This window comes from Pseudomonas sp. GW456-E7 (genome assembly GCF_059424105.1).
Genome location: NZ_JBWKZB010000002.1, coordinates 258641 through 278613, shown reverse-complemented (window position 1 = coordinate 278613; position 19973 = coordinate 258641). Strand labels below are relative to the sequence as shown.

The 19973-nt window shown below is 55.1% G+C and carries 15 protein-coding genes, 1 tRNA gene and 1 pseudogene; 3 read left to right on the top strand and 14 right to left on the bottom strand.

The features are described 5' to 3' along the window. Positions 1-13: 13 nt before the first annotated feature. The 3 genes and pseudogenes from AC07YV_RS02735 to AC07YV_RS02725 all read right to left on the bottom strand — a co-directional run. Positions 14-274 (bottom strand): annotated as a pseudogene (locus tag AC07YV_RS02735) (type II toxin-antitoxin system HicB family antitoxin); the annotation flags it as partial. 74 nt (positions 275-348) lie between these two features. Next, positions 349-618 (bottom strand): short-chain dehydrogenase, encoded by a 270-nt coding sequence (locus tag AC07YV_RS02730; RefSeq protein WP_102699017.1) that lies wholly within the window; start codon positions 616-618, stop codon positions 349-351. A gap of 462 nt (positions 619-1080) precedes the next feature. Beyond that, positions 1081-2625, bottom strand: a complete 1545-nt coding sequence (locus AC07YV_RS02725) for a Fic family protein (protein ID WP_102699016.1) — start codon at positions 2623-2625, stop codon at positions 1081-1083. Positions 2626-3350: 725 nt separating this feature from the next. Here AC07YV_RS02725 and AC07YV_RS02720 point away from each other — a divergent pair. Next, positions 3351-4208, top strand: coding sequence for a hypothetical protein (locus AC07YV_RS02720; RefSeq protein ID WP_146025342.1), 858 nt, complete (start codon positions 3351-3353; stop codon positions 4206-4208). A 222-nt stretch (positions 4209-4430) separates the two neighbouring features. Here AC07YV_RS02720 and AC07YV_RS02715 read toward each other — a convergent pair whose 3' ends face one another. The 4 genes from AC07YV_RS02715 to AC07YV_RS02700 all read right to left on the bottom strand — a co-directional run bounded on the left by AC07YV_RS02715 (position 4431) and on the right by AC07YV_RS02700 (position 9542). Continuing rightward, positions 4431-5735, bottom strand: coding sequence for an SIR2 family NAD-dependent protein deacylase (locus AC07YV_RS02715; protein WP_102699014.1), 1305 nt, complete (start codon positions 5733-5735; stop codon positions 4431-4433). A 284-nt stretch (positions 5736-6019) separates the two neighbouring features. Continuing rightward, positions 6020-6391 (bottom strand): 4-fold beta flower protein, encoded by a 372-nt coding sequence (locus AC07YV_RS02710; protein ID WP_102699013.1) that lies wholly within the window; start codon positions 6389-6391, stop codon positions 6020-6022. A 57-nt stretch (positions 6392-6448) separates the two neighbouring features. After that, a complete protein-coding gene (locus AC07YV_RS02705; protein WP_102699012.1) occupies positions 6449-7837 on the bottom strand; it encodes a UvrD-helicase domain-containing protein in 1389 nt (462 codons plus the stop codon). Next, a complete protein-coding gene (locus AC07YV_RS02700; RefSeq protein ID WP_102699011.1) occupies positions 7824-9542 on the bottom strand; it encodes an ATP-dependent nuclease in 1719 nt (572 codons plus the stop codon). Before AC07YV_RS02700 ends, AC07YV_RS02705 begins: the two co-directional genes overlap by 14 nt. A gap of 556 nt (positions 9543-10098) precedes the next feature. On the opposite strand from AC07YV_RS02700, the gene AC07YV_RS02695 reads away from it, so the two are divergent. Continuing rightward, on the top strand, positions 10099-11442 hold the full coding sequence (locus AC07YV_RS02695; protein ID WP_102699010.1) for an RES family NAD+ phosphorylase: 1344 nt from the start codon (positions 10099-10101) through the stop codon (positions 11440-11442). A 349-nt stretch (positions 11443-11791) separates the two neighbouring features. On the opposite strand, the gene AC07YV_RS02690 is transcribed toward AC07YV_RS02695, so the two are convergent. Further along, positions 11792-12439: a TetR/AcrR family transcriptional regulator gene (locus tag AC07YV_RS02690; RefSeq protein WP_019692559.1), complete on the bottom strand. Its 648-nt coding sequence runs from the start codon at positions 12437-12439 to the stop codon at positions 11792-11794. 349 nt (positions 12440-12788) lie between these two features. Between AC07YV_RS02690 and AC07YV_RS02685 the strand changes: the two genes are divergently transcribed. Then, positions 12789-13595, top strand: a complete 807-nt coding sequence (locus AC07YV_RS02685; RefSeq protein ID WP_102699009.1) for a hypothetical protein — start codon at positions 12789-12791, stop codon at positions 13593-13595. Between the two features lie 409 nt (positions 13596-14004). Here AC07YV_RS02685 and AC07YV_RS02680 read toward each other — a convergent pair. The 6 genes from AC07YV_RS02680 to atzF all read right to left on the bottom strand — a co-directional run bounded on the left by AC07YV_RS02680 (position 14005) and on the right by atzF (position 19968). Beyond that, positions 14005-14078: transfer RNA gene (locus AC07YV_RS02680), tRNA-Gly, on the bottom strand. 277 nt (positions 14079-14355) lie between these two features. Next, positions 14356-15240 (bottom strand): alpha/beta fold hydrolase, encoded by an 885-nt coding sequence (locus AC07YV_RS02675; protein ID WP_007979844.1) that lies wholly within the window; start codon positions 15238-15240, stop codon positions 14356-14358. Between the two features lie 312 nt (positions 15241-15552). Continuing rightward, positions 15553-16245 (bottom strand): pseudouridine synthase, encoded by a 693-nt coding sequence (locus AC07YV_RS02670; protein ID WP_102699008.1) that lies wholly within the window; start codon positions 16243-16245, stop codon positions 15553-15555. Between the two features lie 34 nt (positions 16246-16279). Then, positions 16280-16498 (bottom strand): cysteine-rich CWC family protein, encoded by a 219-nt coding sequence (locus tag AC07YV_RS02665; RefSeq protein ID WP_007979840.1) that lies wholly within the window; start codon positions 16496-16498, stop codon positions 16280-16282. Next, positions 16485-17978: a sensor domain-containing diguanylate cyclase gene (locus AC07YV_RS02660; protein WP_102699007.1), complete on the bottom strand. Its 1494-nt coding sequence runs from the start codon at positions 17976-17978 to the stop codon at positions 16485-16487. Before AC07YV_RS02660 ends, AC07YV_RS02665 begins: the two co-directional genes overlap by 14 nt. A 211-nt stretch (positions 17979-18189) precedes the next feature. Continuing rightward, positions 18190-19968 (bottom strand): allophanate hydrolase, encoded by a 1779-nt coding sequence (atzF, locus tag AC07YV_RS02655; RefSeq protein ID WP_102699006.1) that lies wholly within the window; start codon positions 19966-19968, stop codon positions 18190-18192. Positions 19969-19973 lie beyond the last annotated feature (5 nt).

Below are 19973 nucleotides of genomic sequence, written 5' to 3'. Positions count from 1 at the left end.
TCCGGTGATGTCACTTGTCCAAATTGATTTCCAGCAGCACCCAAGTACAACCGGCGTACTTTGGATTGGTAGTGTGCAGGGCAACGCTGTTGGCTGAAGGGAGGGGCGCACCATCCTCGATGAGCATCTCGAAATGCCCCTCAATGGCTTGTTGAGCCATGGTTATTGCATCTTCCAGATCTTCACCGGCGCTAAAACAACCTGGAACATCCGGGACTTCCACTCCCCACGCATGTTCGTCGTCGCCCATGGAAATCGCAATCGGGTAAAGCATATTCATCGTCCTCCATGGAAAGTCTGATGGGGTATGAAACGCAATGGGCGCCTTGAAAGGCGCCCGATGGGCTATCAGGAAGGCTCGGCATCCATGCGTCGAGCGATAACATCCAACACATCGCAACCGTCGCGCAACGGCACGCAGCACAGTAATGCGAAGTCACTGAGTACAACTGTGTCAGAGGTTAGGTCACCGCGCATCGCGAGGTTTTCAAGTAGCTGCGTCACGGCGCGAATTCTGTAGCTGGCGGTGCTGAGTAGGGAGTGCAGGGGTTGGGTTGTGTTGACGTAGAGGGAGGGAAGATCGTCGGCGTTGCTGGTTAAAGCCATGAACTCTTTCATGAGTATTGCTCCACTTAGTTGAGGTCTACCAGCCGATCGTCGCCAAACGAAAGGGTGGCAACTGTACGCAGGTTGGCGAACCGGAGTGGAAGCCGGCAGACCCGAAGGTCTCCCGCGCACAGCTGCCAAAAAACGACAACTCTACAGATGCAATAACGCCTGCAAGCAAGCCAGTGCGCTTTTGCATTCCACTTCAGGTCGCCAAACCCGATACGCCATTTTTGGCGCGCTCGGACTATAGGCCTCGTGGCAAAAGCACAGCAATGCGCAAGTGTACGGACATTTCCCAGTGTCGTGTAGGACGTTGCTTTTTCTAGCGTTGATGTCGGTTTGGCCCTTAAAAGTGGGACCTTAACGATAGTGTTGGCAGGGGCATCACTAAATTCCGCATACAAAAAAACCGGCCACTCGGACCGGTCTTCTTTTCAGCTGCAGTTGCACGCCATCCAGTTCTACCGAAGATCACTCTTCAACAGCTCCCATCACTCGATCCTCAAACGCGGAGCGCACTGCATTCACAACACGTTGCGCCATGCCTTCATCTTCAAGCTGCGGGTATCCTTTCTTCAGCTTTCCGGACACCACCCAGCCATTCTCCTTGATCGAACGGATGATGCGGTTGGCATCCTGATCCGGCATTTCGAGCACTTCTTTGAGTTGTTCCTGCGCTCGCTGAAAGATCATTAAAACTCGTGCTTCATCCGCCATTTCCGTACGAATCGTGTGCTCGACGACGCGAGCGGTGTACAGGACGTGTTCGGTCAGGTCTGGGTAGCGCCAGGCAAAGCCTGCGTCTTTGTATTCATCGAAGATGAAGTTGCTGGGAGTGCCGTCTTCGTAAGTCACGAGTTCACCAAACCCATAGGCCGCCGCGTAACGGCGCATAAACGGTCGTGAAAACACCTCGAGCGTACGGTCGTAGCCTGCCCTGAAATCGATCGAACTGGTGATAGTAGCTGACACGGGCAGGATCACGCCGTCGGGCACTGCCTTGTCCCTGATCAAGGTGTCGTTGATCAGGAAGCGATGAATCCGGCCGTTGCCGTCACGCATGGGATGGATGTACACGAAGCCGAATGCAAGCACTGCGGCGCGTGCCACGGACTCGGCACCCCGCGTTGCGATCTCGAACTCGTTGAGGCCTTCCAGTAGAGGGGCAAGTTCTTCAAAGTGCGGGGCAATGTAATGCACGATGTCCTCGCGCATTGTGGCCTGACCTACAAATACCGGGGAGCGCCGCAAGCCGAGCCCAATGGCATCTCGCCCCAGAATGCCGGCTTGCAGGGAACGCAGGCTGTCATTGCTCAATGGGGCTTCGATATGGCCGCAGTGCTGGGCAATGACATGCGCAAAGCGCTGGATGCGATCAGCCTGGTCGGCCTCTTTTTCGATGAGAAAGCTGGCTCGTGACTCCTTGAACGTCAACCAACTGGCCGTACGCATCAAGATATCGGCACCAAAGGTTCGATCCAACTCCTTCAACGCCGCGCCGAGATCGAATTGCAGAGCCTCTTTGACTGCCGTCGTACGACGAACCAAAGGGCAAAAGCCGGGTGTACCGGGCAGGTTGTTTTTGACTCGCCAACGTCGAACTCGTGGTGGTTCACTACGGGTGAGGTAGTCCTGCGCAGAAAGTGCATCGACATAGCCACCGTTGGTTACGTCTGGCACATCCAGACTTTGCCCTGTCAGCCATTCGTAGAGAAACCCCGTGCGGCGAGCATATTGGCCAAAAGGCTCTCGCCGGCACCAGGCTTCGACAGGGTCGGGGCCGGTCTTTGCAAACAAGCGAGCAAAGAATTCGAGATGGATCTCTTCGTACTTGAGGCCGAATTCGAAATGCCCTGAGAAATCGTCGGCAGGCCGGTAGCTCGGGGGATACTGATTCTGCGTATGCCCGCTGCTTTCGCGACTGACACGTGTCGTGCCAATCGTCGATTCGACGCGCAGTGGCTGTGCCAGAACGATGTCGTACTGGTTTGCGAGTGCCTTTAAACCGACCTGCATTCACGAAATCCTTACTGAGGCGATAAAAACGCTAACAAATAACTGATCTTACGCGAAAACGTTAATTTCTCGGGGAGTGAAAGGGCTAACGGTCTCCGAAATTCGCTAACAAATCACCATCATGTGAAAAAAACGCTAACGGGACTTTTATAGTAGCCGCTTCTGCACAGGAGCGCTTTGCGTATGGGGGGCGCCAGGTAAGTTCGGATGAGGAGGAGTCCCTATACCAGCGATTCCCCCCAAATCGCGGGCATAAAAAAACCGGCCACTTGGACCGGTTTTTCTGTCTCTGCATCCCCCGTCAAAACCATCCTGACGTGAGACAAAAATTCGATTGGAGCGGGTGAAGGGAATCGAACTCTTATTGGTCAAAAAACCTCGAAAGCGTGTATTCGTGTAGTCCCTTTTGGATCCCGAATCCTCGTAATCTGCGGCAATCCGGCCAGATCCTTGCGGTGCACCAAGGTGCACGACGTTCCCACAACCTCTCTGAGCCACCGCTGAGAGGAAGCATCTATTCACACCCTCGTGTTGAGCTGCGACCTCACCAAAATTGATGATATGGGCCCTCGCCACTCACCCTCCCGGCAGAAGCAGCGTCCTCTCGAACCGAGCCAGCGAGCTAGGCCGATGGGTAGTCCCATCACAACCATGCAACGAGATGTGATGGTAGAATGATGGCGTTTCAGTGGCTTAAGATACACCGTCTATATAAGGGATTTAGCATGGGCCCAGATGTAACTACAACATACGAACGGATTGAACAGCTCCCCGGTGACATTAATTTTATATATACCGAATTTGATAAGGAGATCAGGCCGAATTCGGATTTGCATAGATATCTTGAGTTGTGTTGCAACGTAGTTGAAAGAAAAACTTCTCTAACGTTATCCGAAAGCCTTGAATTGCATCATGCTCAACGGATACTCGTTGCTATTGTGGATTGTTATAAACTGCTCGCGGATGCCAAGGAAAGATCAGCATTCAAGGGGTTGATTGCCCAGATCGAAGCTACTCCACTTGCCCCGAAAACGCTGGGTGGTTCTCATGGGCTAAATGCGGTATTTGAGCTAGAGTTTCTTCAGTATCTGCGGCATAGAAACGTTAAGGCTAGGCTTGGAGAGCCTGACATTGTAGTTTCAACTCCCCTAGGTGAATATTATATTGCTTGTAAGTCTATAAATTCGCTGAATAATATAGAGGCGAATTTAGAGAAGGCAGCTTCTCAAATTGCAAAGAGAGGGGTGGGGGTTGTTGCATTGAATTTTGAACCTCATGTTTATTATGATGGTGTGATGACTGTTAATGACCCTGCTGAAGTTGTGGTGGCTCTCGATGGGAATGCGAGTGACGTATATAAAGATTATGAGCCACTTTTTAATCGTAAGCTTTCGGCAGGCTGCTTTGATGGTATTACCATTCAAGTGTGTTGCGTTGCGAATGTAGTGGGTGAGCTCACAGATCTGAATACTATGATTCATAATGTGTACTATTTAAGGTCTAGTATTCAGTCTCAAGACGCCGTAGCAAGGTTTACGTCCTTTTGGTCGGCTATGAGAGGCGTGAACAGCTATTCTCGCTAATTTAACTAGGGTCGATCGAGTCGGCCCTAGTTAAAAATACAGTTGTCATTAAGTTTTTTGGGCTTGGGTCTAGTTCTGTGGTGGTTAACATTCTCTTTGTTGGGCGATGGATAATGTGCTCTTCAAATGTATAAAGTATATTGTTTAAGGTATTTCTTTGGTCGGAGTTACGTTGATCCAAATTAACTGATATTTAATATTCGTATCGACAGGGTTTAGTCGTCAGGTTGCAGAATTAACAATGCTCTGCGCATCTGCATCCAAGCTTTGATCTTCTACAAAGGTCTTTATCAAGGCTCTGTTGCTCGCATTGATTGACGACCATCCTGCTTGCCAAAGCTCGTAAGCTTTCCATGAGTAACCAAAGTATTTATCTTTGCTCATGGTTTCCATGGAGCGTTTAACAGCCCTCAGATATATTGACTTTATGGAGGTGTCGCGGATTTCAAAAAAAGAACCAAGGTATATCAGCCAGCTTGCAAGATGCTCATACTGTTCCCATGCCCCACTTTCCAAAGTCATTTCTTTTTTTCGTTTTAATATTTCGCCAATCACTTCAACTACGCGCTTATTATCAAGGCTTAATCCTTTGGCAGAAAGCGATGATATAAAGCGGAAGAAAGAGTCTTCCAGTTTGACGAATGAGTCCTTAAATGAATGCCTTTGGTGAATAACTTTGTCAATTGATCTGTGTGAGCGTGCAATTATATTTTTTACGGTAGGTATGCTCCGATTGAGTTTTCCAAAGAAGTGCTCAATTTCGATCTCGTCGATAACTCTAATTCCAAAGCAGTGGAAATAAAAATCCTTTATGTTCTGTTCGATGGGGCTCCTGGATACGAAGAATAGGTTTGAACCGATAACGTGGTTTTTTGAAAAGTTTTTATAGTCGCTTATGATGCGTTTTAGATTGGTGTCAGCTAATGAATAGCCAAGGATTACAACGGTATTCTCATGTAGGATAGTGCTTAGCTTTCTAGAAAAGTAGGAGTCGCCATTCATGAATTTGAAGTAGTCGTCGGAGGTTACTACCATGTTTTGTGGTGAGTCTATGGAGCCGTGTACATGGTAGATTTTGACTTCTGCAGATGATCTTGGTATAGGGAGTCCTGGGGTAATGCTTTGAACTCTCGTCTCTCCAGCCAATAGTTCAGCTAACTTATCATAGTTCGTCGTAATGACTCTGAAAGAATGCTCTTCAAAAAATTTTTGAGTCTCTTCAATGTCTCCGTCAATATCAAGTGATTCGATTATTTTTGCTATTTCAAGGTTTATGTCACGTTTTTCTTGAGTGAGTTTTAGCGAAATAACTTGCGCTGCTTCTTCCAGGCTTAGTGGTGAATTTTTTGGTGGAAATAGAGCCGGTTTAGGGTTGTTTATTGGGGGTAATAGATCGCAGAGATCTTCCAGGAGGTTCTTCCAGCCCGGAGCATTACCATCGGAAACCGATTTGGAGAAGCCCGTTCCCGTGAATAAGCATAGGCGATTGCTCGCTGCGGCGTAAGCAATTTCATACATGCTGCTCATGTCGTCTATCCTTGAGGTTTAAGTTTTTGAAAGAAGTATGTGTGATTTATATAGGGTGAATAGCTGGGTATTGATTTAATCTGCAATTATTTTTTGGTTGGGGCTTTGGTGTAGTTTACCTCAGAGGGTGTGAGCTCTCTCCGACCGGCAAGCTCCCAACCCGCGCACGTCACTGCCGCGCCTCTGAGGAAGTCTTCGCCCTGAAAGCGGGGGGAGTGCCTGCGTCGTCCAAAGCTGTGCATCAGTGCCCAGCGTACCGCCCATGGATTGCAATCTTGATCGGCCTACACCCGCCCAACAGCCCCACTTTTTAAGAAATCCTCCAAGGGTTCCTGGCTATAGCTACTGCTGAGACCTGGACGAGCGTAAGCAGCATAGCGAGCGTATTTGGCATATTTCGCGTACTTGGCATACTTTGCAGGAGCAGCATACAGCGCGTAAGGGCACTGGCCGCCGATCGATCCCGCCCGTTGCCCTCGTCGGTTATAAAGCACTCCATTAACGAACCAGCCGATGTGCTGGCCGTTCCAGCCGTAAAGGTTTTCTTCAGCAACATATGCCACGGCATGGCCTGACCAAAGATAAATAGACATCTCGTTGTCGTCGGCAATGTACGCTACTGGTCGACCCCGACCGTCATAAAGTGTTTCTTCCATATTACTCCCCTACATGTCATGTGCAGCGCTAATAAATAGCGCTAATGGTTTCATCCGCTAAAGGTTCGGCAGAGGGAATTCCAGAATGGGAGCTTTGCTAGAGATCGTGAGGGTGTGCCTGGCTCTGGAAATGGCAACGTAGAAGGACTTGGCAGCTGCAGATTTTTGCCTTGTGTAGTGGATCGCGTCGGGAATCAACACGTGGTCGAACTCAAGCCCTTTGAGGAGCAGGGGAGTTGAAATTGTCCTAGCCACCGGTGCTCTTCCTGTCTTGCTTAGGCGCTGCCTTACTGCTTCCGACGCAGCGACAAGGCTCTGATGCCTGCCATCCATGATTTCACTTAATGCCCGCCTAGTATCACCGATGAGCTCCCCTCGGAATGTTCTCGATAGGGGGTGACTCCTTTCCAGCTTCAACACCTCCAGAGCACTTTCAGCTGAACCATTAATCGACAGTATCGCCCAGGCGGCAGATATTTCGATATCGAGGATGGCATCGGATGGATGCCCTGGCGCTGCCGGAGCGCGAGTGATCGCATCATCAATTAGTGATCTCAACCCATCGGCGCGTGCTTGTGGCGCAAATACTGACATATCCCAAATTTCTGCAAAATCCATCAAACGCTTCGCCGCTATTTCTTCAATCGATTGAAAAGCGCCTTTGGTGCTCTTGGCCAACTCATTGCAGGTGTTTCTCCAGCAGTTTATCGCTGCCGTGGAGCCGGCTCTGGAGTTGAACTCATCAAAGAACAACGACATATCAAATGCGTTATTGCTCTGGATGTATTTAATGGGCCCCTCTCGCAGATCGATTGGTTCCCCTGTCATCAGCCTCTGCCGAGTTTCCGCAATCCACTTACCCAGCTCGGTATTTGCTGTGGCCCAACGGTGGGGTATTTGAAGTTCATAAGCGTGCGTGAAGTAACTGGCGACGGAGTCGTTCCAGCCGATTTTGGTTTCGACGAATTCAAAGATGCCCTGCATGGGATCCCCGAAAATAACGGTCGGAACGATGCAGGAGAGCCAGCCAGCAATCAAATGCTGGTACTGCTCGCAGTCTTGATATTCGTCTATCAGCACGCGGTCGTAGGAGGCCTTGATGACCTCTTGGACGACAGGGCTTTGCAGGATCGAAGCCGCCCCACGGTATACGTCATCCCAATTGGGCTTGTTGGGATGAAGTGCAGGCCCTCCTGAACGACCGGGGAACGCCTGGACGTACTGGCGAGCCCACGATGCAATGGTGTCTACGACAACCTTGTCGCTGGGCACGTGCATTCGCTGGAGGCGAGCCCGGATTGCATGAACGCCTGCATGCGTGTGAGTCAGTACTAAGGTTCGGCGCCCTAGGGCGGCCACCTTGGCGATCAGTTCCGTTTTCCCATGGCCTGCTGGAGCCACGACGGCCCGACGGCTGAGCGTGAGAATGGACTCAGGCGTTACCATAAAGCCAGCTCTCTACGGTGTGGAGGCATATGCCTATGGGCGACGCATGTGGGTTGTCGATAATTTGCATCACGAGAGCGGACATAGCGCGACCGCGCTCAGCATTTTTGAACCAGCTTTTTTCGGCGGCTAGATCGCTTAGGCGTAGCCGAGGGTTTGGGCAGACGCCGACCAGATCCCAATCACAAAAACAGGCGTCGACATCAAGGCCTTCAAAGGTCTTTTCTAGGTGATCCACTAATGTGGGCACGCTGATGAAGTCAGCTACCAGGTCGAGCAAGCCGTCAATTTGGGCATCAGTGGCTGATTGGAACACCGCCCGCTCCGTATTCAGACCACCCCCATACTCGATGACGCGCACGCCTTGAACTTGTAGTTTGGTAGCAAAGTGAGCGTCCAGTTTTCGATCTGAATCTCTGAACAGACCCACTTCGTATCCGAGTGCTCGGAGCGCGAGTGCCAAGGGTGGGCCTGCTGATCCTCCTCCATCAACAATGGCCGCGCCGAGTTGCTCGATCGGAACTCCATCGTGTCTGTCGGGGTAGCGCTCCCTCAATCCAAGCATCATTCCCAGTTCTGTTGCACCTTCACAGAGCAAAATTTTCCGGGCGAATAGAGCCCGTGGGGCCCCCTTCAAAACTCGGGAAATATCTCCGCTTGCCAGGGCATGTTTGATGTCTGCAACCGCCTCGGGCGAGCGGGAAACAATGAACAGAGAAGGTGGAGGCAGCTCAGCCAGGACGACATCGGAGTGAGTGGTCATGAGAATTTGGCCTTTCGCCAGATGCGCCTTCTCTGCCTCCTGTTGCCATTTTTTGAGCTGCGCCATTGCGCCAAGGACGCGGTGTGGCTCTAGGCCTTGCTCCAGCTCATCAACGAGCACAATGGCGCCTTCGCTGATAGCTGAACGCTGAACAGCCAATGTCGCCAACCGCCTGGTTCCAAGGCCTGCCAATCGCAATGGTACCGAGCCGTCATGCAACGCGATCGAGCTGGAGTTGAATCCACCTCGCCCAAGCTCAAGGTCGGGGCAGTAGGCTTGGTTGATGTACGCGCCGAGTGAGCGGGCAGCCGTTTCGGCAGAGGCCGCAGCTTGGGCTAACTCTGGGATGGAGCCCAGGTTGGCACTTTGACGAGCAGAACGATAAGCATGAGCCAGCATCTGCGCGGTCTCATCGTTGGCCTCAGTCATCTTGGAAAGCACTGAGCCTTGGGCCCAGGTCAGATGGCGTGCTTCGTCACCGGCCAGTCTGACAAGGCAAAACATTGCCCTGTCCCTGTTCGAAAGGATTCTTGGAACTGGATAGCGATCGCAGACCAGAGACCAAACGGGTTCCATGGTCGCATCGACCGAAAGTCTTACAGTCAGGACTGGGGTGTCGGCGTCCTCGGGCTCATCGTTGAGCTCTCCCGTTGGGGAGAGGCCACGAAGATACAGGCCGAAGCGACCATCAGAGAGCAGGGCGCGGGACAATTCGCCGATAGTGACTTCCACTTCGATGTCTTCAGCGGTGTTCGCGTGGTGAAAGTCGGCCTCGTTGAAGGTCATCCATCGTGGGGATAAGGCTGCCTCCACAGCGTCCAGCACGGTTGTTTTCGCGCTGTCACCGACGCCGATTAGGCAACAAATGGACTGTCCCATCAGCTTCCATTCGAGATGCTTGATGCCCCTGAAATTCTTTACAGTCAACTGCTCAACGCGCATCCATCACCCGAGAAGTGGCCTAGTGCGATCAAGGTTAGCTGAGGTCAAACATAACTCAATGTTTGGCTTATTGTTTTTCAGAGTCGCATGCCACCAGAGTCGGGTGCCGCTCCGTGGCCAAAGCGACTATGGTTGATCGTGTCTTGGTGGAGGCTGCAACGGCAGTCTAGGGATAGCCCAATCAAGCGTCACTCAACCAGCGGCACAATCCGCTGCAAAGTCCCAGGACTCGAAAGCCTCGGAGAGCCCTCAATCTCATACACGCAGTGCTCAATCACGCGAACTCCTTGCGCCTGCAGGTTCCTGACGAAGGCAGCCCCCGGCCTTTCAGGTCGAACTCGATCAGCATGTCGATTCCTTGAGTGGGCTCAGTATTCGAAGATGGCAGCATCCGGATCGGGTATCTGGCAGACGCAATGGAGGGCATCCTGTCCCCTGTGGAGGCAGAGCTTATTCCTGAGCAATCTGGGTCTTGAGCCGTTTGGATGGTATTCCAATCGTGGTACTTCAGCCATCATGCCCGTCTTTCTGAACAGGCTCAGGTATTGCCAGCACCATGCGAGAGGAAAAGTTGAAGTACAGCGATGCCACCAAGGTGGTGTGTTATGAGTGCGTGCACGATATCTACCTAGGTCGGCAGATTCGGCGCAATGGAACGTCTTCCCAGTGCAGTCTGTGCGACTCGAAGCGCAAGTGTGTACCTCTCGCTGAGATCGTCGAGCGGGTTAATGAAATCCTTGGCACCTATATCACTGAAGGTGAGCACGTTTGGCGTTGGAGCGAAGGGCGCATCCAATACCAGGAAGGGGATAGCATCGACTATTGGGTCAGCGAAATCTTTGGCTGTGAAGACCACGAGCCCATCGTTGATGCGGTGTGCAGTCGCCTGACGTCCTACAGCGACGACATCCAGTATTCCAGACAACGTTTCAGCTTGGATGACATCGGCCACCAATGGTGTGAGTTTCAGGAAGGGATGAAGCATGGAATCCGCTTCTTCAACGAGAGTGCAAAGGCGTTCCTAGGCTGGATCTTCAAAGATTTGGACAAGTACTCAGCGTCATCTGATGAGCATGCTGTGGTGCGATTGCTCACACCTGAAGATTCTCCATCGATCTACCGCGCCCGAACCTGCATGAGCTCCGAAAGCGTCTCCGAGATCACAGCTGATCCTGCGCGTAATCTCGGTGCGCCTCCGAAGGAGCGAGCAGGTGAAGGCAGGATGAACCCCGCAGGTGTTCCGGCTTTCTACGGCGCCTTCGAGCGCAAGACCTGTGTCGCTGAGCTACGCCCCCCGGTTGGCGGCACTGTCGTGAGCGGTGAGTTCAGGTTGGTCAGGGAGGTCAAGGTTTTGGATTTCGGGCGCTTCGAGAAGGCAGACCTTGGGCCCACGCCAAGCTTATTTGACTCCAAATACCATTCCAAATTGGGGCGACGGGATTTCCTGAGGTATCTGCATGACGCAATCACGGTGCCGGTGCTCCCTGGAGCAGAGCGCGACTATCTGACCACTCAAGTCATCGCTGAGTACCTGGCGACCCATTGTAAGCCCCGTATTGACGGTGTGATCTTCAAATCGGTGCAGGAGAGCGCCGGCAGCAACATCGTGCTGTTCTCGCACGTTGCCTGCGCTGCCACCGCTTCGATGGGAAGGGTTCGGAACGGCTATATGGTCAGAGGCCCCAAGGAGTCCAATGGGCCTTGCATCGAGTATGTCAGTGACAGCCTCGTCTACCACGGGATCAGGCAGGTGAAGTACGACACAGATGATCAGGCGCTGCCGGAGGACAAGCCGTTGCCGTTGCCGTTGCCGTTGCCAGTGCAAGGCGCGCTGACTCCACCAAGTGGCGCGCATTCGCTTCCGGCAGGTATGGAGGGGCTGCTGGAAGGGGATTTCTGATTGTATCTAGGTCTGTGGTCTGAGGGTTCGGGGGAGCCGGGCCTTAGGAGCCTCTATCGTCGTTGCTGCGTATGCCGTTAGCTCTGGACTGGTCTTGTAGACGTTCATGGCTTGGCGGTTCTCCTGTAGCCATAAGCGATCTTCTGCCTGGAGTAAGAGCTGCGTGGGTTGTGTGGGCTGTGTGGTTTGTTACGGGTTGTGTGGCCTAGGTGGGTTGTACGGGCCTAGAGGTGGGCTGAGCGGCTTGGCTTCAGGGGGGGAGGCTCTCGGCAGGGCCGGAGGGCATGGGTAGGCCTGCGGTGTATGGACTGATCGTGCGCTTGCAGGCCTTTTGCTGATCCGTAGGATTTCAGTGCCGGAGCGATCGCAGGAAGGCGTCCACGGTGCGCTCCACGATCTGCTCGATCTCCTCTCGGGCAAGCGGCTCGCTGTTGGCTCTGATCTGTTTCAAGAGAACCCCGCCATTGAGCGTCTCCATGAAGTAGCGGGCGTCAGTCTCAGGCACTTGAACTGCCAGGATGCCTCGGCGTGCCAGTTCGGCGAGATAGTCGCTAATGACAGTCATAGCTGGCCCCTGGATAACCTCGTCAAAGCGGTAGGCAAGCACGGGGAACCGTCGACCTTCCATGAAGACCATACGCAGGAAGTCGGCTGCCGTCGGGCCAGACCAGAAGCACGCAAACTCTGTAGCGATCTGCATCAGTCCATTCCTAGGGTCGGCCAGCGCGCGCTCATCGGTCGGCACGTGCATAACCGGGAAGGCCTTCCACATCCGCTCTGCAACCGCCACGAACAGCGACTCCTTGCCCTCGGGGAATCGGTTGTACAGGGTCTGGCGGGTCACCGCTGCAGCTTTGGCAATCTCCTCCATACTGGCTCCCTCGTACCCGTGCTCGATGAACATTCTGCCCGCAGCAGCGAGAATTCTGACAGGGCGTGATGCGCTTTCGCCTGGGTTGAGCAAGTCGTCGACGGGGGAGGAAGTGGCCACGTTCATTTCGGATACCTGTGCAGAGTACGTTAAGTGTTACTGAAAGAGATGCGATTCGCCACCCATGTTTTGTGTGATTAGCTTTACTGGGTTGTAAAGTAAAGCTGATTGGGCTGCGGGGTTTGGTGGGTGGTGTTAGTTGTTGTTGGATTATTTGGACAGGAGCGCTGTTTGATCATCTGCCGCTTCGGGTTTGGTTTCGGCTTGATGCTTGGGCTTGACGCTCTGCTCGGGCTTGAAGGTTGGTGGATCGCGCTGAGGGTACCCGTAACGGAGAGATTTTTTTTCGGATAGGTACCGACACCTCACGGCTGAGGCCTTATCATCGGCTTATCAATTAATTGAGGTTTTGAAAATGGATGTTAAAGCTCGCGCCGCTGCAATCGATGTGTGTGAAGACATATTGCGTGAGGACTTTAAATATAACGAGGAACACGGTACCTGGTGCAGTATCAATCGGATCATCGAGAGTCTGCTGGGACGCACCACTGAGCTTGCTGATGTCTACGTCGAGCTGTATGCCGAGCTGGCTGAACAGCCCAGGGCGCTGAAGTCATTCTTCGACGTCTTCACAACCACGGTGTACTCCTGGAATCCTAAAAAAATCAAAGAAGCTCGTGAGGATCGCGAGAAACTCAGTGAGTTGAATGTTCGAATTGCAAAAGTTTCAGAGTTACTCTCGGAGTTGCTCTCGCGGCGCACCGAGGTTAAAGAGATGTCCAGTTTTAGTAGTGATACCTACTACCATATTATGGATGTCGTTGAAGAAGCTTCTGAGGATAATGGGCTTTTCAGGTCTCATGTGAAGAGCAAGTTGGATAAATTGACCTATCAGTATGATCTCAAATATTGGCCTTCCATAACTAAGGTGGTGGCGCAAATTGGTATCAATGCGGCCAATGCAGTAACAGTTGCTGATGACTCCGCTGCAAGTGCAGCAACAGAAGCTCGTCGCCCTGGACTGGCTGACTTCTTGAAAGCGTTTGAAGCAGAACTCGATAGGAACACGGTGAAGAATATCGGCTTTATTCCCGATAATTTTTCACTGACCGATAGTTCTATGGCTTCGTTGGTAAACTGCGGGCTTAGATTGGGAGTCGAAGAACTGATCGAAGCCAGCTTTGTAAAGCGCTACCGCCAACGTGAGCGTGAGCGTGGTTAGGAGCGCGATCGGAAGGTGGGGAGCGACTGAACATTGGAATGGATGCTGCTGGTCGTTTGGAGCCCTGTCGACGTCCAGGTAATTTTTGAGGGGGGAGGGCTGGCCATTCCGCTCGCTGACTTTCGGAATTCTGGGTCGGCTTCCGGACGGCATTCTGGGACGCACGATGATGAGCTGGTTGCCGATCCAGGCTTGGTACGGAAATGAGCTTTTTAGGGTTTATTGGGTGACCCGAGGAGGGCGATGGTTTGTCGATTCGTCATTTTGGACGGAGTCGACGGTGCACCAGATTTTGGTGTCTCTAGGGGGGATGCTGGGGAGTTGGGATCGAGGCGCTGCAATGAGGCTTCGAGGGGCTTCCTGATTGGGGGGTAGTCTCCTGGAAGGCCCGGAAACACTGGCTGGAAGGTGGAGCGGGTAGAGGGAATCGAACCCTCACCGATAGCTTGGGAAGCTATAGTTGTACCATTCAACTATACCCGCTTTTTCTTGCCTTCACGGTGCACTAAAACGGCATGTCCAATAAGAACCCTCGTTATCAGCATGGGAAGCTGGAGTAATGCCATTATACGACACCCGCTCAGAGCGCTGACTTTGTACCAGATACGGCCGGCGATTTGAAGTTTTTCTTTACGTGGGGCGGGTTTAACGCGATGTACCGACAAGGCATGGTGCGCATGGCGGTCGATCGCGGGCAAGCCTCGCGCCAGCAGAATACGTTTGATTCAGCAGGGCGGGGCTTGCTCGCGATGACTCTGTTTCAGAGTGCCAATGCATGGTGGTCCTGGACGTAGTGGTAACGCGGTCGGCTATCGTGCTGGGCCGGTTTCAGGAACCCCATCAGTGCGTTGCGGCTGTCTCGGCAGGCGGCTTTGTGCTCCATGTCGAGAAAGTGGCCGGTGGCCTGAAGGGTCGTGAAGGTGGCGTGCTGCACGTGGTTGGCGAACAACCGTGCGCCATCGGCGGCGGTGTATTCGTCCCATTCGCCGTTCATGAACAGCACCGGCACGTTGATTTTTTCCGCCGCTTTGAAAAAGCATTGGCGATCGCTGTGCAGCAGGTCGCTGATGTGGAAGTGCATCTGCCCGTATTCATGATCGGCCAGGCTGCTGACGTGCCGATAGTTGAAGCGCTTGAACAGGGTCGGCAGGTGTTTGCCGATGGTGCTGTTCACCAGGTTGCCGACCCGGTCGCCATCCCGGCTGCCGAGGTAATCGACGCCGCGCTCGAGGTAGTCGAGCATGTGCGCGTTGATCTCCGGGGAGAACGAGCTGATCACGGCTTTTTCGATGCGCCGTGGCCGTTGGGCCAAGGCGACCAGGGTCGCGGCGCCACCCCAGGAAAACGACAGCACGTGTTCGGCGGCGAAGTGGTCGATCAGCTCCAGGAGGATCTGCCCTTCGACTTCCTTGGTCAGCAATTTCTCGTGCAGGTTGTGGGCTTTTGACCGGCCCGCGTAGGGCTGGTCGTAGCAGACGACGTTGAACTGCGGATGGAGGTTTTTCACGGTTTGTGCAAACGACGCAGTCGTGGCCATCGAGCCGTTGACCAGGATAATGGTCTTCTCTGCGGCGTCTGCGCGATAGAACTCCGTGTAAACCCGATACTGACCCTGTATATCCAACACAGCGATTTCTGGCCTCATGTCATAAGACTCCTGGCAAGCGGGTATGCGCGCAATAGAGATTGCACGAGCTTTGTGACAGGTAGGCATACGCCTGGAATTTGAGAGGCCCATGTCGATCCATTGCAGTCCGGTCGACGGGTATTGTTATTGGCGGGCAGTCTGCCGGGTGAGGCCGGAACCCTTGGGTTCCTACCGGCAAAAAGTTTCTTAGAAGTATGGGGTGACTCATCGGTCACATTTCGGCCGACGTCCTGATTCAAGCAGGGGTCACGTCATCGCGCAAGTGCCTTTGGTAAATTGTTCGACAACTTCTGCTCAGCGGTCGCCTGCTTAGATCAATCCGATCTCTTCAGCGCTCAGTGGGCGGTATTCGCCCGGTTTCAACCTGTCGTCGAGCACCAGCGGGCCCATGCGTTCGCGGTGCAGGCGCATCACCTTGTTGTTGAAGTGGCCGAACATGCGCTTGACCTGGTGATACCGGCCTTCGACGATGCTCAGGCGTGCGCTTTTCGGCCCGAGCAGTTCCAGCCCGGCGGGTTGGGTGGTGAGGTCTTCGAAGGCGAAGTACAACCCTTCATTGAACTTGATCGCGTATTCGGGGCCGATGTCCTGTTCGGTTTCGACGTAATAGACCTTGGGCAGTTTGGTCTGCGGTTGGGTCAGGCGCCGCGACCAGCTGCCGTCGTTGGTGATCAGCATCAGGCCGGTGGTGTTGAAGTCCAGGCGCCCGGCGATGTGCAGCTCGTCCTTGTCCGGCTCATGGATCAAATCGAGCACGGTCGGGTGCTGCGGATCCCGGGTGGCGCTGACGCATCCGGCGGGTTTGTGCAGCATGAAATGGCGCAGGGGTTTACCGACTTGCAGCACGTCGCTGTCGACTTCGACGCGGCTGAACTCGCGGACTTCACTGTGTGGGTCGCTGACGACTTTTCCGTCGATCCTGACGCGTTTTTCCACCAGCAACAGGCGCACCTGCTTACGGTTGAAGCACGGCAGGTTGCTGAGGAATCGGTCGACACGCATGACTTAGGGATCAGTGAAGAAAGGGCCGCGCATCTTACTTGATCGATTCGGATGCTGCTTGCAACTGCGCCTCGACCTCGGCGCAGCGCGGGCACAGGCACGAGGCGTTGCGCAGTTGCGCCGGCAGCGCCTGGAGCACGGCCGGGTCGATGCTGACGCCGTAGCACCAGCAGGCGCGGTCGGCGGTTCGCGGGTCGGCCAGGGTGCAGTCGTTGGGTGCGCCGCAGGCGGGGCAGAGGTCAGGCTGGTTCATGGATAGAGTGAGACATTTCCACGCAGGTTCGGTTACGGCCACTTTGCTTGGCCCGGTACATCGCATGATCCGCCCGTGACAGCAGGCTGTGCAAGGTGTCATCGGGCTGCAGGGTGGTCAGGCCGATGCTGACGCTCACCTGCAAGGCCTGACCGTTGTAGGCATAGCGCTGTTGTTCCACGTGCTGACGAATTTTCTCGGCAATCATCAGGCCGGTCTTGCCGTCGGTGTCCTTGAGCAGCACGATGAACTCTTCACCGCCCCAGCGGCAGACGATGTCGGAGTGCCGCAGGCAGCTTTCCAGGTCCCGGGCGAAACCGATCAGCACCTGGTCGCCGGCCAGGTGGCCGTAGGTGTCGTTCAACGCCTTGAAGTGGTCGAGGTCCAGCAGCAAGGCGGTCAGCGGTTTGGGCTCGCGCCGGGCTTCGTGCATGGCCTGCACGGCCAGCAGGTCGAAGCCGCGACGGTTGGGCAGTTCGGTCAGGCTGTCGAGGGTGGCCTGGGCCTGGATCTTTTCCTGAAAGCGCTTGATGACCTGGTTGAGCAGGACTAGCACGATCAGCGTGACCAACAAGCAGATCAGCAGGTTGAGGTACAGCGACTGGCGGATTTCACCCAGGGCGCTGTCCTCGCGTTTGTCGACGAACAGGTACCAGTTCAGTTCCGGGATGAACCGCACATTGAGGAAATGTCCCTGGCCCTGCACAGAATATTCATAGCTGCCGCTGTGGGGTTTGGGCAGCCGATTGACCAGGTCCTTCATGCTGTCCAGCTCACCGAGTTTCTGCCCGATGCGCGCACCCTGCGGACCGCCTTCGGCGCCTGTCAGCACGAGGCGTCCGAAGTTGTCGACGAAGTACACGCTGCGCTGATAACGCTGCTGGTACTTGTCGATGAGCTTGATCACGGCGTCGACGGTCAGGCCAACCCCGGCCGCGCCGATAAACCGGTCGTTGTAGTCGTGAACCTTGTAGTTGATGAAAAAGGTCAGGTTGTCCTTGTTGGCGAGGTCCGGGTCGACGTTGATCTCGTACGGATCCTTCATGTCCCGCACGCGGAAATACCAGGCGTCGCGGGGCTCGGTGGCCTTGACCTGCTTGAGCACACCCTTGGCGTGGTAGTAAGTCAGGCTGGTGTTGGAGACGAAGAACGCGGTGTAGGCGCCGTAGTGGGTCATGACCTCGTTGAGGTAACGGGTCATCTGGTCGGAATCCTTTTCACCATTGACCACCCAGTCGCGCATGAAGGTGTCGCGGGCCATCATCGAGGAGATCAGGATCGGCCTGACCAGGTCTTTCTGGATTTCCGAGTAGACCGTGTCCGACGTCAGCGGCAGCTCGGTGTTGACGATGTTGTCGCGGATCGAAGCCCGGGAGGCGTAGTAACTGAGAAAGGAGGTAGCGAGGAAGCCTGCACCCAGCAATGCGACCAGCGTGAGCACCAACGAGCGTTGAGAATACAGCGGCGAGCGAAGCGGCATGGCAGTTCCATTGGCAGTCATCCGATGGCAAGCATTCTAAGGGTACTGCCGGGAAATAACTGCTCCTTGTGCGCCGCGAATGGTCGTAAATCTTGTACGGACTTTGTGGGAGCGAGCTTGCTCGCGATGGCGGCGTGTCTGCCACATCAAGGCTGAATGTCACACCGCTATCGCGAGCAAGCTCGCTCCCACAGGGTTATGATTCTGGTGTTTAGCCCAGTGTTTTCAGGTACATCCGCCAGCCGCCGAAATGACTGATGTTCACCGCGCCTTCCAGTCCATACGCCTCGCAGATAAACCCGCTCTCCCAGCGGCCGTCCGCCAGTTGCACCTTGCCCAATCCCAGCGGTGCCGGAATCCCGGTCAGGAACGAGCCCAGTTCTCGGCTGGGCAACTCCCAGACCTCCACGGCAATCGCCACGCCGCCATCCTTCACGCGCACCATGCCTGGACGCAACGGCGGGCCGCCGGCCAAGGCATAGAGTTGATAATCCGGTGAGCTGAAGGTCGTTTCCAGCAATCGGGCGCCGCGCTGCTTCAGTTGCCAGTTCAACGCCAGCCCGTCCAGGTGCGCGCCGCAGACCACCAGCCGCGCCCGATCATGGCGTGCAACCGGTGCCGGTGCGGGAGCGGCCAGGCCTTGCTGGCGCTGCAAGGCATCGGCCACGCTCAACAGATACTGATCGGTGAAGGCCCGGCCAAACACTGTCACGCCCCATGGCAGGCCGTTGTCCATGAAGGCGCTGGGCACGGCGACGGCGGCGTAGTCGAGCAGGTTCATGAAGTTGGTGTAGTAACCGAGGTCCGAATTACGCAGCACCGGTTCGGCCTTGAGTTCCGCCAGCGACACCGGGCGGCCGATGGTGGGCGTGACGACACAATCCAGGCCTTCCAGCGCCGTGTCGCACAGGGCTTTGAGCGCTTGCAGCCGGTATTGGGCGCGGAAGGTCTGCACGCCGTCGACGGCGGGTGCCTTGGCCAAGACAGCGCGAATCACCGACAACACGGCCTCGGGGTTTTGTGCCATCAACTCCCCGGCCACGCTGTAGCGCTCGGCCACCCACGGGCCTTCATAGAGCAAACGTGCGGCCTCCAGAAACGGCGATAGATCAAGCTCCACCGCTTCGCCGCCCAAGGCCTTGAGACGGTCGATGGCATCACCGAACAACAACGGGCCTTCAGGGCAACCAAAGAATTGCAGGTCCTGCGCGCGTGGCACGCCGAACCGGAACGGCCGTGGCGTACCGAACGCCGAGCCGTCATTCCACAGCGGGTTGCTGCGGCTGTATTCGTCCCGTGGGTCGAGGCGTGCGGTGAGCGCCAGCAACCGGCTGGCCTCCCGCGCGGTGGCGGTGAACGTAGTGACGCAATCGAGCGTACGACAGGCCGGTACCACGCCGGCCGTCGAGATCAGGCCCTTGGTGGCTTTCATGCCGACCAGGTTGTTCAACGCCGCCGGCACGCGCCCCGAGCCGGCGGTGTCGGTCCCCAGGGAAAAACTCGCGACCCCGAGTGCCACCGCCAGCGCCGAACCGGCGCTGGAGCCGCCCGACGGATATTCCGGCAACACGCTGTTGGGGCACACGCCATAGGGTGAGCGGCTGCCGTTGAGCCCGGTGGCGAACTGGTCGAGATTGGTCTTGCCCAACGGAATCGCACCCAGGGCCAGCAGTTGTTCGACGATGGTCGCAGAACGCTCCGGCACGTAGGCAAATGCCGGGCACGCCGCCGTGGTTGGAATGCCCGCCAGGTCGATGTTGTCCTTGATCGCGAATGGCACGCCGTACAGCGGCAGGCTGTCGAGGTCGCGACCGTCCAGGGCGGCGAGGTACGGCTCCAGTTCCTCGGCGCTGAGCAAGTGGATGAACAGGTGATAGTCCGGATTCAGCGCGGCGGCTTTGTCCCGCAGGTTCGTCAGCAATTGCCGGGGGGTGAGGCTGCCGTCGCGGTAGGCGCTGCGCAGGGCGTCGAGTTGCAGGTTGATATTCATGGTGT